Here is a 14,130-nt window from a genome sequence, read left to right as displayed (position 1 = left end):
CCGCCTGAAATCAGACGGTTAACAAATGTGAAATTCACGGCTCATTCGGACGGATTCCCCATCATCCGGGGCCGCACTTCGTTGACGGCTTCCAGCAGTCGGCCGCAGGTGGAGATCAGCTGATCAATCTCCTCGCCGCCCACCTTATCAATAATCTCGGACAGCACATCCGAGTAGCGGTCCATTCTGCTGCCGAATACCGCCTGGCCTTTGGCCGACAGGCAGATATAGATGACCCTGCGGTCGGTTTCGGACATTATACGTTCAATGTAGCCCTTCTCTTCCAGCGTGCTGACCATTTGTGAAGCGGTCGGCCGGCTGACCTGCATCAGCTCACTTAACCGGGAGACCATCAGGCCGCGGCACGGGCCTCCCTGTTCCTGTTCATCCGCCTCCTGTTGCTTCATGGCTGCATGAATGGCAAACATCGTGACGAATTCTCCATGCGGGATAGAGTCCATGCCCTGCTGACGGGGGCTTAGGCGTTTTATATTTTCCAGTGTGATAAGCAGCTGCCTCTCCCGGCTGTCCTGAATACTCATAAGACACCTCCGATCTATATCATTAGATTACTTACCTAACATGTGAAAATCAATACAAACCGCGATTCTCCGCTGACAAAAATAAAAATATTGTGATGTTCAAAATATTTGTGTATTATACATAAAAGGTAGTTTGGCTACCTAATTAGAATATCATACTATGCCAAACTATAATACGTACAGGATCAAAGGAGAATACCCTGCCATGGAGCATCTCACGCAAAAAAAGAAAGTAACCATTATGGTCGCCTTAATGGCGGCAATGTTCTTCGCGGCGATCAATCAGACGATTGTCAGCACCGCGATGCCCCGGATTATTGCCATTCTGGGCGGAATTGAGCATTACACCTGGGTAATTACCATCTATATGCTGACCTCCACCATTGCGACGGTGCTGGTCGGTAAGTTATCCGATATCTACGGCCGCAAGCCCTTCCTGCTCGGCGGGATCGTTATTTTCATCATCGGGGCCTTCCTGTCAGGCTTGTCCGACAACATCTACCAGATGATCACCTACCGCGGGATACAGGGCGTCGGCGGCGGGATTCTGATGTCGGCCACCGTCACTGCCGTAGGTGACCTGTTCGCTCCCCGGGAAAGGGCGAAGTGGACGGGAATTATGATGGCCATCTTCGGATTCTCCAGCGTAATCGGGCCTACCCTGGGCGGATTCATGGTCGATCATATGAATTGGCGCTGGATCTTCTGGATCTTCCTGCCGCTCGGTATTGTAGCGTTCGTTATGATCTTGAGAATGTTCCCGAAAAGCACGCGCGCCGCTTCCGAAACGATTGACTATGCGGGTTCCATCTTCCTGTCCCTCAGCATCGTCGCCCTGCTGCTCGGCTTCTCCTGGGCAGGCACCAAATATGCCTGGAGTTCACCGGAGATTCTCGGACTGTTCGCGGCAGCCATTATTGGCGCAGTCATTCTGATATGGATTGAGCGCAAAGCCAAGAGCCCGGTGCTGCCGCTCTCCCTGTTCAAGAATTCGATTGTCACCATCTCGATGATTATCGGGTTCCTGATGAATGCGGGCATGATGGGCGCCATGATCTATCTGCCGTTCTTCGTGCAGGGGGTCGAGGGCGTGTCGCCGACCAACTCCGGCTTCATCAACATGCCGATGTCGCTGATGATGATTGTGCTCAGCACACTGGCCGGCCGCTGGATCTCCAAATCCGGCAAATACAAGCGTTATGCCATGATCGGTATGCCGTTCATGGTCGCCGCCATGATCATGATGGCCTTCATGAACAGCATCGTCATGGCTGTAGCCAGCATGGTTGTGTTCGGGATCGGCCTCGGGCTGGCCATGCCGGTATTCACGCTGACCGTACAGAACGCCGTGGTTCCGCAGATGCTGGGCGTGGCTACCGCTACCAACACCCTGTTCCGCAACCTTGGCGGAACCATCGGGATTGCCGTTATGGGTACCGTGATGAACACCACACTTACGCATAAGCTGGAATCTGCGGTAGCCTCAGGCCAAGGCCCTGACCTGTCCAAGCTTGATCCTGAAGCCGGTAAGCAGCTTACAGCCTTCATGAACCCGCAGCTGCTGCTCGACCAGCCTAAGCTGAAGGAGCTGCATACCTCGCTGCCGGAGCAGATCCGGCCGCTCTTCAATCAATTGATTGAGATGGTGCGCGGAGCGCTGAGCGACTCCCTGACGGTAGTGTTCCTGAGCGGTACTGCGCTGCTCGTTATTGCAGCCGTGCTTGTTCTGTTCCTGAAGGAGATTCCGCTGCGTTCCAGCGAATCCAAGACAGTAGCTGCTGTGGAGGAAGCCGGTGCAGGAAGCAAGCTGCGGAAGAAGACTGCGCCTGCCGGGCGTTAACAGATTCACAAGTTAATCCTTATAAACAACAAAGAGATGTCCCGGAACAGCTTGAAGCTGCGGGACATCTCTTTTAGTATAAATGCTTAAAACTACTGTTCAGTTATCATTCTGCTCGCTGTTCAACTGCTCGAAATATTCGTACACCCCGTTCAGCAGCTCGCTTAAGGTCTCGCTCTGTTCTTTGCCGAGATGATCAATCATTCCCCGGAAGGTCTCCCGGGATTTCGCCACTGCCATATCCGCAAGATGCGCTCCCTTGTCCGTTAGCGTAATGTCGCTGATTCTGCGGTCCTGGCTATCCGGCGTGCGGACAGCGTACCCTTGGGCAATCAGGCTGTTCACCATCTGCGTGACCGTGGGAGAAGTCACCTTGAGGAGCTTGCTGATATCGGACACCGTCCGCCCCTTGCCCCCTTCCTGCTCCATGCCCTTCTTGATCGAGACCAGCACACGGATTTCACTCGGCTTCAGCCCCCAGAGCGTCGTCTTGCGCCAATTCATCCGGGCAAACTGCTGAAAGGCCTCCATTAAATCATCAATATGTTCATATTTATCTTCGTTCATCGGTACACCCCATAAGCTTTATTGACTTAAGTATAGCCCAAAACAGCCCCAACCCTCCACTCAGGAGACGGCTCCGCCCTATCTAATCCTCTTCCAGAAAAGTCGCATTGAATTTGCGCAGCAGCTCGCCGAAGGAATCCCCCTCTTCATCCGACCAGTTCATCAGCAGCTTGCCCATAATTTCCTGCCGTACCTGCCGGTTCTCGTCCAGAATCTCCCCGCCAAGCTCTGTAATCTGCAGCAAATAAGCCCGGCCGTCCTCAGGGTCCGGTATCCGGGTGATATACCCCTTGTTCTCCAGCGCGGCAGCTTGTCTGCTGACAGTCGATATATCCAGCTGGAATTCATCGGAGATGACCTTTACCCCTGCGGTTCCGTTATTAAAAGCAATCTGATGCAGCAGCAGATAGGCCGCACGGTCGAGATTGCCGATTTTTTTGTACGTGGTAAGCGAAGTCAGACGGCGGACAAGAACCGCCATTTCCAGCTCTATCGTCTCAATTGAACGTTTCTCCATGCAGTCCCATCCCCTTCTCTTTCTTCATTGACATCAATCACTCCACTTGTATAATACAAGTATATACTTTCATTATGCAACTTATTTGTGCATGAGATACTTTTCAGGGGGAACCTATACTATGAAAGCCCATGAGTTCATGATCCGCCAGGTCTACAAGGTCAAGCAGGAAGACACGGTACGGACTTTTATCGAGAAATGTATTGCTCACCGGATCAGCGGCATGCCTGTAGTTAATGACCGGAACGAGATTGTCGCCTATTTGAGTGACGGAGATATTATGCGCTATATCGGCAGGCATGAGGATCTGATTGTGGATTCTTTTTTCCAGATCAACGTGTTTGTCGGGGATAATGATGAGTTCGAGGAACGGACGCGCAAGCTGCTGAGCCTGAACGTTATGGCCATCGCCAAGAAGAAGGTAATCACCGTACATTCGGAGGAAGATATTGAGCGGGTCGCAACCATTCTCGGCAAAAAGCAGATCAAAAAAGTTCCCGTGGAGCGGAACCGTGTGCTGGTGGGTATTATCAGCCGCGGCGATGTCATCCGCCATTCCTTCAAGGCGCTGCTCTAGCCCAGGCCCCTCCTACGGGACAGCTTTAGCAGCTCTAGCAGCGCTGCCCGCTGCTGAAGCGTCTCCGCCACCGCATGAACACCACCCTTATATCCTCACCCGCCTCTCTCCTTAGGCCAGTTGCGGCACCTTGCTTTTTGTGTCATTGTTGAAGCAGCTGTAGTCTGCTCATCAGGTGAAGTATATTCATAAGGAGAGAACCGTCTGTGCTGCTTATTCATGAAGTTATTGCCAATCCCAAAGCCAGGGAAATCTATCTCACCATAAGAAAACACGGTACCGTCTCCAAACAAAGTCTGCTGGACGAAAGCGGACTGACCATAAGCACGTTAACACGAATACTGGACGAACTGCTGTCCATGGAACTGCTGATTGAAGTCGGCTTCGGCGAATCTACCGGGGGCCGCCGTCCTATCCTCTATGAGACCAACCCGGCCTATGCCTATCTGCTGGGGCTGGAGATCTCCCGGACCCGCGCTAAGCTGTTATTGATGGACTTTCATCTGCAGCTGCTGGGCGAATATACCTGGAATATGGATGCCGGGCTTACCCCGGAGCATCTGATGGAATCCCTTCAGGAAGAGGCGCAGCGTATGCTGGCCTCAGTCTCCCTTGACTTTAGCCGGGTCGCCGGACTTGGCATTGGTGCCGTCGGTCCGCTGGACCGCAGAGCCGGAGTGATTCTGAATCCGGCGCGGTTCGCGGCCCCGGGCTGGTCGCAGGTACCTATTAAGGAGGAGCTGGAACAGCGGCTGGGTGTGCCGGTATATCTGGATAATGGAGCCAACACGGCCCTGCTCGGCGAATATTGGGCCAGCAGCAACCGGATGCAGCATCATCTGCTCTACCTCCATGCCGGAATCGGCCTGCGCTCCGCCATCATGAATGATGGACGGCTGCTCTATGGCATGATTGATACCGAGGGAGCTGTCGGGCAGATGATCATTGAAGGCTCCGGTCTGCCGCCGCATATTCCCGGCGGCAACGCCGGGGCATGGGAGAGCTACGTGTCCGTCCAGACCCTGGAGAGACAGGCGCGCGATGCGTGGCGGCTGGGCAGCAGCGGGCTGCTCCACGGCCTGGCAGAGAGTGCGGAGCAGCTGGAGTTCGCTCATTTGATAGAAGCGCTCCAGGCCCGCGACCCTGTGGTGGTCCGGTTATTCAATGAGATGGCCGTCTACTGCGGTATCGGGCTGGCGAATCTGATCAATATCCTTCACCCCGAGGAGGTCATCCTCGGCGGCCCGCTGTTCCTCGCGGCAGAGGATTTCTATCAGGAGGCGACCCGGATCGCCCTTGAGCGGACCTATTACCGCGAGCAGTATAATGTCCGCTTCACCCGCAGCAGACTGGGTGAACGCTCCGTGGCAGCGGGTGCTTGCGCTATGGTGCTGCAGGAGCTGACGAATTAGGGAACAGGGGCTGACCCGATAGCCGTGAGAAGGCTTGGGTCAGCCCCTGTTGTTATTTCCGCAGGAGTGACTTAATTCGTTTCCGCCTAATCCTTATAAAGATAGAATGATCCAGTCCGCATACAAATAAATGTGTAATCTGGAAGGAGAACGAATGTGTGACTACCAAGAGTAACCTGTTAGCTGTTTGGATAATGTTTGGTGTATTCCTATTGCTGTTTATCCTGAATTTCGGCATCCACAGTGACAATCCTATGCCAACAGCCAGAATGTGGCTTCTGCTCGGCGTGTGGGCATTCCTCATCAGTTTGGTATTGCTTATTAAGAACAAGCTGCCCCTGAAGCGGCAGATCCTGATCTCTCTACTGTTAGCCCTTGCTGTCGCTGCGGCCTATATTAACCTATCTCTTTTCTCCATGATAGAAGTAAGCATCATCACTCTATTTGCATCGCTGGCTGTGTTTAGTACTTTCAACAGATATAACAGCTTAAAGCTTGTCTTCTTGAATACTGCAAGTAAGAAATCAGTAGCAGTGAGTCTGCTCACCGGTATTGCGGTAGGCGTCCTTCTGGGGATCATCAACTTAATGCTGAGCGGCAGCAGCCTGGACGGTTACAGCATCAGGCTGGCCTATTTCAAAGTCGCACTCAGTCCGGCCATTTATGAAGAAATCGCTTTGCGCGCCTTGTTCTATGCCCTCTGCCTCTCTATGCTACACGGCAAAATCGAAACCAGAGCCCAGAAATTCACCGTCTGGTTCATGATGATTATCCCGCATGTGCTAGTACATACTCCGGACAGCTTCATTAATGGGGGAATTATTCCAGGGATCGTCACTATACTTATGTATGTCATATTGTTCGGTCTACCCTTTGCTGTGCTGCAAAGGAAGCGGGATCTGACCTCCGCTATGCTCGCCCACGGGATTGTGGACGTCATCCGGTTCTGCTTCATGGGTCTTCCATACTAGTGTGGGTCAGGGATCTTACCGAAGCAACAAATACAAGGCAGCCGCTTCCCGGTAAGGGATAACTGCTGCCTTGCTGTTGTTTAAGGGACTTAGCCCCGGAGCACAGGTGCCGAAGATAATCCGAAGCGGACAAAGGCGTAGCGGTCCTGATAGACATGGTCTCCGGCTCCAGGTCTTTGTCGGTCCAGCCGGGCTTATCCTTGAAGCTGCCCGGACCTAACTTGTAGACCTCACCTTGAATATGATGATGCGGCCCGAGCAGATTGCAGCTGCTGCCGGTCAGTTCCAGCCGTATCCGGTTCTCTCCTGCATGCAGCAGCCCCGAAATACCTGCGGTGTACGGCTCCCACAGGAATCTCCGCACCTCTGTACCGTTGATGAACAGCCGGGACACAATGGTGTCCGGCGGTGACTGGAAGGACCAGCTTGCCGGAAGTGCTGCGCCTTCATTAATATGAACGTTCTGCTCAAGCGTGAGGGTGCCGGCAAAGAACGGGAAGCCCTGCTGGACCAGATCACCGGTTGTTACGGACCCGGGCAGTGCTGTCAGCTTAAAAGGTCCTTCCGTAAACACTGCACGCCGCTCTCCGTACGTATATGGCGCAGCAGATTCTACGCCAAAAGCGCCAACAATATATATACTCTCAAACTCCTGGTCCATCGTCAGATTATTGCCCTCCGCTTCAAACTGCTTCGCCTTCTCAAGCTTGGCAAGCAGCTCACCGCTGGGACTGAACCGGGTACTCCATTGCAGGATATTCTCTCCAGCAACTACCTTTCCGGCGATAGGCAGGGTGCGGAAGGAGATATCCCGCCACCAGCCGCAATCCGCCGGAGACAGCAGCTGTCCGTTCAGCAGCAGTTCCATCTCTTCAGGCTGCTCCAGAGCCAGATAAAGCTCCTGCACCTCCAGCAGACTGGAATCCGCCTGGAAACGGAACTCCAGCTCAACGGCCGCTGCCCGGCCATATGCCAGCAGCTGCTCCTGAATGAAGATAACCGGCTGCTCAATGGACCACTCGCCGCCATCCAGCCGCATCCGGGCGGTATCCAGCGTCAGACTGTTCAGGTCAGCGGCAGCAACTATCCATTCCGGGCCAAGCTCCAGTGCTACAGCTGCTTCCTCACTTCCCGCTACCTCCCGGCCTTCCGCCGCTTCCTCACTCTCCACTACCTCCCGGCTCTCTGCCGCTTCCATACTCTCATCTATCTCCCTTACTTCATCCGCATCACCGTACTCGTCCACCTTCAGCAGCAGGGAATGCGCTGCATAGAGCGGCAAGACAACCCGCGTGCCTTGTGCAGAAGCCTCGCTATCCAGTTCAGTGATGCTCCCGGTTTCCGGGTCTATTAGGGATACCCGGCCCCGCTGGCGCAGCTCGATGTTCACATGGCCGCAGCCTTCCGTCCCGGAATTGACGATATAATAGACCACCGAATCTTCCAGAGTCACCGACCGTACATTCAGCGTATCGGATGCAAGCTTCCTGCCTGCCTCACCGGTAATCTGCACGAAGGGTGCAGAGAGCGCTGTTACCGCGCCGCGCAGTGCTTCCGAATTCCATTCCGGCTGAACCGCATGCAGTAGCAGCCGTTCCAGCTGCCCGCTGTCCTCTCCGCTCACTAGTGCCGGAACAGGTCCACAGGCAACCAGATGACCACCCTGCTTAACGAACTCCTCCAGCAGCGCTGCTGTTACCCGGTCCAGCGTCAGACTCGGCGGAATAATCACGGTGCGGTACGCCGCCTCCCCGATGATGAACTGTCCTTCGCTTACGCGGCCATGCCGCGCAATAATACTCTCACTGCCGTAATCATGCTCGATAAGCGCCTGGCAGAGCCAGCGGCTCAGCAGGGCAAAAGCCTCATGATAAGGCACAATCGCCGAAGTGTCCTCTCCGCATTGGGCCAGCCACGCGGACCTTACCGGGTGAAGCAGCAGCACCTCCGCGCGGCCCGTTCCTTCCGCCAGAATCATCGACAGCCGGGCGAAGTAGTCGTTGAAGCCCCGGTAATCCTTCCACCACGGCTGCTGATAGAACAGGGACGGCGGATAATCACGCTTGCGCAGCCCCCGGAGCGAATAGCCCTGCAGATGCTGGCAGAGGAAATTGATGCCGTGGACGAACTGCCACTCCCCGATCCGCTTCAGATCCTGGAAGCTGACATTCCAGCCGGAGCAGCCGAAGCTCTCGGTAATTGTCCGCTGCTTCCCGGTCTGGCGGGCCGCCGAGCTGACCTGCTTCGGAACCAGTGGCTCCTCCCCGACGAACCGGCCCAGCCAGTCGCAGCCGGGAATCTGCAAATATTCGTAGAAGGCCATAGGATCGCCGACGGAAGTAACCTGATGCATCAGCTCCTGCTCGTCGACCACATGACCCGTGGCTGCCCAGCCCTTGGCGGCGCAGAAATCGCCGATCTGCTTGGCATAGGCTTCGGTGAACATGGCAGTCACCGTGCTCCAGTAATCATATCGCGCTTTGTTTGAGCGGTGCTGGGGGAAGAACAGCGCAGGCAGAATCTCCTGCACCGTATAACCGCTCCGCAAGGCGAATGCCTCTTCCAGCTCGAAGGACCACGGCAGCCTGCCTCTGGCGAACTGCGGCTCATCCGTGAAAATGCCCGGCAAGGCAGCACCTTCCGCCTCCAGCTTGCCGAACTCCTCCCAGTACCGTTCGTAGGCGGCTGTAATGAACTCACCTACCGCCAGCTTGCTTAGCGTATCGGTATAATGCGGATTCACCTCATAATACATGGCGAGATCCGCAGTACCGCTCTCTTCGGGCGGCAGCAGACGGTACTCGCCGGAAGCTGCATCAAGTGAATAGCAGGCAATTGCCCTCTCCACCGGATAATGGAACGGCGGCTTCTCCCAGGCCAGTATCTTCTGCTGATAGGCAATGCCTTTGGCCGGAACCTCACCGTCCGCGAAGCCGCTGGGCCAGCCGTTCTCATCATAGAACCAGGCGTTCATGCCCAGCTCCCGGCTCTTCACAATCGAGAGGCGGATCGCCTCCATCCAGGCTTAGCCCATATACGGGGTCTGTAGTCCGCTGCGGGCGTGCATGAAGAACCCGCCGATCCCGGCTGCATGCATCTCTTCGATCTGCCGCTTCAGCTCGGCCGGCTCCAGCTTGTCATTCCAGGACCAGAGCGGTGCAGACCGGTATTCTGCCGCAGGATTGGCCAGCTTCTCCCACAGCTTGCTCAACGCCCGTCCTCAGCCCTTCAGGCAGTAGCTGATCAGATCGTCCACATGGGCCGTAGCCAGGCATTCAATTGTATCCGCAGAGCCGTAGTAGATTTTGACCTCACCGTTATCCTCCAGAATCATCCCGCCCGGAAAAATAACATGATTGCGGAAGCCCCCGTCAATCTCATAATCCGTCTCCGGTGCCAGCAGCGGCTGCCTGGCCATGCCGATAATCTTACGCGGATCTTCCAGATCCAGCAGCATGATGCCAGCGGTATACCGTTTCTTCCAGGTAGGCTCCCAGCCGTGCTTGCCTCTTGCCGGGTCGATATCCACCGCATGGAAGGTGGTCAGCCAGCCCTTGTCCGTTCTGACCGGAGGCGCAGCCGGACCGACCTTGTCATTGGCGAACGGCACCTGCTCGACAGCAAGCAGCAGGCTGGAATTCCCCCAATATCTGAGATCCGGGGACTCAGAGATCCACGCATCGAAGCGGTCCTGCCCCCCGCGGCTGTATACGGTGAAGGGACGCTCCAGCCGGACATAACGGCCGCCGATTGTCTCCGGGAACAGCACCATATTGCGCAAATCCGGTGTGGACAGGCTGAGCACCTCGAAATGCTCCAGATCATCGGTCACGGCAATTCCGCCGCGGATGCCATGCTTCGTATCGACGGCAAAGCACATATAGCAGCGTCCGCCGATCACCGTCAGGCGCGGGTCGTAGGCGCGGATAATCTCTTCGTCATGCATTTTGAATACCGGCTTCGGGCCGGCTGTCCAGGTCACCCCGTCATCACTGTATGCAATGCCGAGATCGGTCGTATGATGCGGCTCAATCGTCTGTTCGTCCAGCGAGCCGTAATCGTTGCGGAAGATCATCACGTATTTGCCGTTAAATTTCGTTACACCGGCATTGAATACCAGTGCGGTAGGGTAAGGGACCTTGGATGCATCCAGCACCGGATTCCCCGGATAGCGCTGAATGAACGGGGCGGATTGCAGAATAGCAGGAACCTGTAATGTCATGGGGTGTACCTCCTTGAATATAGTTAAGCTCATACAGCATCAGCAGGCATCTACCCTTTGAGGGAACCCGCCGTCATCTGCATAAAGGACTTGTTGGCAAACAGATAGGCGACGAGAATCGGCAGGATGGATAAGCAGGCGCCTGCCATCATGTAGTGGGTCTGGGATGCCGCCGATATCCCGTATTTCAGGTTCGCCAGGCCAACGGTCAGCGTCTGCAGCTCCGGCTTGGTCATGGTGAATACCAGCGGCAGCAGATATTCATTCCATGCGCCCCGGAAGGTGAATAAGGCGCCTACGCCGAGTCCCGGTCCCAGCAGCGGCAGTATGATTCTCCAGAAGGTCCGGCCCAGCGAACTGCCGTCAATCAGCGCGGCTTCATCCAGCTCTCTGGGAATCCCCTTCATGAAGCTGAGCAGAATGAAGAAGATGGAAGCATGCGCGGAGATCAGGATCAGAATGACCCCCCAGAGACTGCTGTGCAGATGAAGCTTGACCATCAGATCGAATTGCGGACGCAGCACTACCGCCCCCACGGCAACGAACATGGTGAAGGACTGCAGGCCGATATATATTTTTTTGCCGACAAAATCCATCCGGTCCACCACATAAGCCGCCATGGATGAGACCAGCAATGTGCCGACCACCGCCGACAGGGAGATGATCAGGCTGTTCAGGGTGTACCTGGAGAAGTTCGCCTGTTCCCAGGCTTCGGAATAGTTGGAGACATGCCAGCTGCTTGGCAGGAAGGTTGCTCCGGTGGTCAGCTCGGCATTCGTTTTGAAGGAGCCCAGTATCGTAATCACGACCGGAATCAGGGTTATACAAGCAAAAGCCAGCAAAAATATCCAGAGCACAGTGTTGCCCAGTATGGTTCTTATTCTCATCTCGCGTCTCTCCTCAATCGGTCTGATTCATTCGTCTGGATGCATAGAAATAAATGAGTGAAATCATCCCTACGATTAGCGCGGACACGAAGGCGACCGCACTGCCATATCCGAACTCCTGTACCTGAACCGCCGCACTGCCGCCGCCGACAGGGAAGAATAATTTGTATAAGTACAGGAACATCACCTCAGTCTTGCCTACCGGACCGCCTTCGGTCAGGACCATGATACTCTCGTAGCCCTTCAAGGCTGTAATAATTGCCAGCATGATAACCATCTGCATGACCGGACCCAGCATCGGCAGCGTTACATAGCGGAACTGCTGGATTCTGCCTGCCCCGTCCAGGGAAGAGGCCTCATACACATCTTCAGGAATATTCTGCAGACCGGCGAGGAAGAGCAGCATATAGTTTCCGACCGCCCCCCACGCTGCCACGAGAATGACGGTGAGCATCGCATACTTCGGCCCCAGCCAGTCAACGCCGGTGTCCGACAGATTGAACTTGATCAGGAACTGATTCAGAATTCCGTTATAGGAGTTGAATATGGTGAAGAACACTACGGCCATAACAGCTGTACTGATGACGGTCGGCATGAAAAAAATCCCCCGCAGCAATTGTCTGCCCCGCAGCCCGCGGTTCAGAATGGCGGCCAGCAGCAGAGCCAGCGGAATGGTGATCAGCAGCTTGCCTCCTGCATAGATGAACGTATTCACAACCGAATCCCAGAACTGGGTGTCCTTCAGGATGCGGCTGAAGTTATCCAGCCCGGTAAACCGGGCGGCTCCATAACCCTTATAGTCATAGAACATGTAGCGGAACGCCCAGGCAATCGGATAGATTCCGAGTACAAGTGTCAGCAAGGCACTTGGAAAGATAAAGCTGTATGAGAATAAGGCATTTTTTGTTTTATTCATAGGGTCTCTTCCGGCTCCTTTCCCTTGCGGTCAGGGCAGGAGGATGGAGAAGACTTCTTCCCCATCCCCGCTGCCCTGACCTGTATCTGTATGCTCAACCGCTGATTATTTGGCGAACTTGCCGCCCAGGCTGGCCGGATCGAAGCTGGCATCGGGCTCAGCTTTTACACCATCATTCTGAATTGCGCTGTCCAGCGCTGTATTGTAACGTTTGTTGAGGTCAGCGATAATCGCCTTCAGATCGCCGCCGTTGAGCATGTACTTGAAGAAGGCGTCATCCGATTTCATGCCCTCGGGAGCAACCGCCGGATAGACCGGCCATACCCCGTCATACTTGTTCGGCAGGAACCCTTCAATACCGCTTACATCCGGCGTTTTGGCTACCGAGCTGACCGATGGAACCATGGAGATACCGAAGCCTTTTTCCTGATAATCCGTCAGCACCTGATCTTCATACATGAACTGCATGAACTTCCATGCCGCTTCCTTATTCTCCGATTTGGAGCTCAGACCCAGCCATTGGCCGCCGAGGAAGCCGGAAGCGCCCTTCACATTGCCGTCGATCGTAGGAGCCGGTGCTGCTGCCCAGTCAATTTTGGCCGGGAACTGATTCTTGTAGACGCCCGGCTCGGAGGAGTAGGACAGATACATCCCGATCTTGCCTTCCGCGAACTGTGCCCGCAGCGGATCGATATCCAGGGATTCTACGCCCGGAAGCATGCTGCCGTCATCCTTAATCTGCTTGAACGCATTGATAATAGGCTCGAAGCCGCTGAAGTCGTACCGTGCGGTCTTGAAGTCATACCCGAAGCCGCCGAAGCCGCTCAACTCCGCAATGACCCGCGCCGAACGCGCGAACGCACTGCCCGGACTCTTGAAATTCTGTGCAAAGCCGTAAGCGCCGTCCGCCTTGCCCGCTTCCGTCAGCTTCTTGGCTGTATCCACCAGCTCCTGCAGGGTAGTCGGCGGATGCTCAATGCCTGCTTTGGCGAACAGGTCCTTGTTGTACACCAGACGCATTGTTGTTCCGTAGTTCGGCAGACTGTAACGTTTACCTTCGAATTCGTTCAGATCCGGCATAGCCGGGAACTTCGTCTTCAGCTCATCGGTGAGGAATTCATCAATAGGAGCCAGGAAGCCTTTTTTGTAGAACGTCTGGATGGTATTCTCCTTCACCCGGATCACATCCGGCGCATCCGAGGTCTGAAAGGACAGATCCAGCGCCGTATCGAAGTCGTCGCCCTTCACGACCAGCTCCACCTCAATTCCGTCGGTGTTGGTTTCGTTGAACTTGGCAACCTGTTCTTTCACAAATTCGGCATCATGGCGGTCGCCCGTCCAGTAGCTGATTTTAGTCTTTGCCCCTGAACCTGAACCGCCTGTCCCTGCATCTCCTGTGCCTTCTGCTGCATTGTTACCGTTGCCGCAGGCTGCCAGGCCAAGTGCCAGAACCAGGCTTACAGAGGTCATAAGCGTACGCTTCATCATTGGTAGTGCCCCCTTATTTATCGCTGCTGAAATTAACTTACAACCTGATTATAGAATGAGCAGCGCTTACACATAAGGCGGGTAAGCCCACATTGAGGGCAGGTTTTTGCGGGAGTTGCCAGAGCTGCTGACAGGCTGAAGCCCCTGAAGCGTCCCTGTACACAAAAGGGAGCGAATCCCCGCCACGGCGG

The 14,130-nt window shown here is 55.0% G+C and carries 13 protein-coding genes; 4 read left to right on the top strand and 9 right to left on the bottom strand.

Features of this window, described 5'->3' with window-relative positions:
- Positions 1 to 41: 41 nt before the first annotated feature.
- Complete coding sequence (locus KDC22_RS08220; protein ID WP_211722683.1) at positions 42 to 542, bottom strand: MarR family winged helix-turn-helix transcriptional regulator; 501 nt, start codon at positions 540 to 542, stop codon at positions 42 to 44.
- Positions 543 to 747: 205 nt separating this feature from the next.
- Here KDC22_RS08220 and KDC22_RS08215 point away from each other — a divergent pair, with 205 nt between their 5' ends.
- Positions 748 to 2,382, top strand: coding sequence for an MDR family MFS transporter (locus KDC22_RS08215; RefSeq protein WP_211722682.1), 1,635 nt, complete (start codon positions 748 to 750; stop codon positions 2,380 to 2,382).
- Positions 2,383 to 2,481: 99 nt separating this feature from the next.
- Here KDC22_RS08215 and KDC22_RS08210 read toward each other — a convergent pair whose 3' ends face one another.
- Positions 2,482 to 2,949, bottom strand: a complete 468-nt coding sequence (locus KDC22_RS08210; RefSeq protein WP_211722681.1) for a MarR family winged helix-turn-helix transcriptional regulator — start codon at positions 2,947 to 2,949, stop codon at positions 2,482 to 2,484.
- Positions 2,950 to 3,031: 82 nt separating this feature from the next.
- Positions 3,032 to 3,466: a MarR family winged helix-turn-helix transcriptional regulator gene (locus KDC22_RS08205; protein WP_173140881.1), complete on the bottom strand. Its 435-nt coding sequence runs from the start codon at positions 3,464 to 3,466 to the stop codon at positions 3,032 to 3,034.
- 121 nt (positions 3,467 to 3,587) lie between these two features.
- Between KDC22_RS08205 and KDC22_RS08200 the strand changes: the two genes are divergently transcribed.
- The 3 genes from KDC22_RS08200 to KDC22_RS08190 all read left to right on the top strand — a co-directional run bounded on the left by KDC22_RS08200 (position 3,588) and on the right by KDC22_RS08190 (position 6,426).
- Positions 3,588 to 4,043, top strand: a complete 456-nt coding sequence (locus KDC22_RS08200; protein ID WP_173140883.1) for a CBS domain-containing protein — start codon at positions 3,588 to 3,590, stop codon at positions 4,041 to 4,043.
- 206 nt (positions 4,044 to 4,249) lie between these two features.
- The gene (locus tag KDC22_RS08195) at positions 4,250 to 5,455 is read left to right on the top strand and encodes an ROK family protein (RefSeq protein WP_211722680.1); all 1,206 of its coding nucleotides are present in this window, start codon (positions 4,250 to 4,252) and stop codon (positions 5,453 to 5,455) included.
- Between the two features lie 194 nt (positions 5,456 to 5,649).
- Entirely contained in the window at positions 5,650 to 6,426 is a 777-nt protein-coding gene (locus KDC22_RS08190) for a CPBP family intramembrane metalloprotease (RefSeq protein ID WP_211722679.1), read from the top strand.
- Here the strand turns inward: KDC22_RS08190 and KDC22_RS08185 are convergent.
- The 6 genes from KDC22_RS08185 to KDC22_RS08160 form a co-directional block, all read right to left on the bottom strand.
- Positions 6,407 to 9,445: a glycosyl hydrolase gene (locus tag KDC22_RS08185; protein WP_211722678.1), complete on the bottom strand. Its 3,039-nt coding sequence runs from the start codon at positions 9,443 to 9,445 to the stop codon at positions 6,407 to 6,409. The genes KDC22_RS08190 and KDC22_RS08185 overlap by 20 nt on opposite strands.
- Before the next feature lie 6 nt (positions 9,446 to 9,451).
- Positions 9,452 to 9,637: a hypothetical protein gene (locus KDC22_RS08180; protein ID WP_173140891.1), complete on the bottom strand. Its 186-nt coding sequence runs from the start codon at positions 9,635 to 9,637 to the stop codon at positions 9,452 to 9,454.
- 9 nt (positions 9,638 to 9,646) lie between these two features.
- Complete coding sequence (locus tag KDC22_RS08175; protein ID WP_173140893.1) at positions 9,647 to 10,648, bottom strand: glycoside hydrolase family 130 protein; 1,002 nt, start codon at positions 10,646 to 10,648, stop codon at positions 9,647 to 9,649.
- A 50-nt stretch (positions 10,649 to 10,698) separates the two neighbouring features.
- Positions 10,699 to 11,535 (bottom strand): carbohydrate ABC transporter permease, encoded by an 837-nt coding sequence (locus KDC22_RS08170; protein ID WP_211722677.1) that lies wholly within the window; start codon positions 11,533 to 11,535, stop codon positions 10,699 to 10,701.
- A gap of 13 nt (positions 11,536 to 11,548) precedes the next feature.
- Complete coding sequence (locus KDC22_RS08165) at positions 11,549 to 12,451, bottom strand: carbohydrate ABC transporter permease (RefSeq protein WP_173140897.1); 903 nt, start codon at positions 12,449 to 12,451, stop codon at positions 11,549 to 11,551.
- A gap of 105 nt (positions 12,452 to 12,556) precedes the next feature.
- A complete protein-coding gene (locus tag KDC22_RS08160; RefSeq protein WP_211722676.1) occupies positions 12,557 to 13,939 on the bottom strand; it encodes an ABC transporter substrate-binding protein in 1,383 nt (460 codons plus the stop codon).
- Positions 13,940 to 14,130 lie beyond the last annotated feature (191 nt).

This window comes from Paenibacillus tritici, assembly GCF_018207515.1.
Lineage (GTDB): Bacteria > Bacillota > Bacilli > Paenibacillales > Paenibacillaceae > Paenibacillus_AQ > Paenibacillus_AQ tritici.
This window is presented reverse-complemented; position numbering and strand designations above follow the sequence as displayed.

What these genes read in the sequence shown, in the direction of transcription:
- KDC22_RS08220 (WP_211722683.1), bottom strand. Translation starts at nt 542, where the DNA reads ATGAGTATTCAGGACAGCCGGGAGAGGCAGCTGCTTATCACACTGGAA.
- KDC22_RS08215 (WP_211722682.1), top strand. Translation starts at nt 748, where the DNA reads ATGGAGCATCTCACGCAAAAAAAGAAAGTAACCATTATGGTCGCCTTA.
- KDC22_RS08210 (WP_211722681.1), bottom strand. Translation starts at nt 2,949, where the DNA reads ATGAACGAAGATAAATATGAACATATTGATGATTTAATGGAGGCCTTT.
- KDC22_RS08205 (WP_173140881.1), bottom strand. Translation starts at nt 3,466, where the DNA reads ATGGAGAAACGTTCAATTGAGACGATAGAGCTGGAAATGGCGGTTCTT.
- KDC22_RS08200 (WP_173140883.1), top strand. Translation starts at nt 3,588, where the DNA reads ATGAAAGCCCATGAGTTCATGATCCGCCAGGTCTACAAGGTCAAGCAG.
- KDC22_RS08190 (WP_211722679.1), top strand. Translation starts at nt 5,650, where the DNA reads ATGTTTGGTGTATTCCTATTGCTGTTTATCCTGAATTTCGGCATCCAC.
- KDC22_RS08185 (WP_211722678.1), bottom strand. Translation starts at nt 9,445, where the DNA reads ATGGAGGCGATCCGCCTCTCGATTGTGAAGAGCCGGGAGCTGGGCATG.
- KDC22_RS08175 (WP_173140893.1), bottom strand. Translation starts at nt 10,648, where the DNA reads ATGACATTACAGGTTCCTGCTATTCTGCAATCCGCCCCGTTCATTCAG.
- KDC22_RS08170 (WP_211722677.1), bottom strand. Translation starts at nt 11,535, where the DNA reads ATGAGAATAAGAACCATACTGGGCAACACTGTGCTCTGGATATTTTTG.
- KDC22_RS08165 (WP_173140897.1), bottom strand. Translation starts at nt 12,451, where the DNA reads ATGAATAAAACAAAAAATGCCTTATTCTCATACAGCTTTATCTTTCCA.
- KDC22_RS08160 (WP_211722676.1), bottom strand. Translation starts at nt 13,939, where the DNA reads ATGATGAAGCGTACGCTTATGACCTCTGTAAGCCTGGTTCTGGCACTT.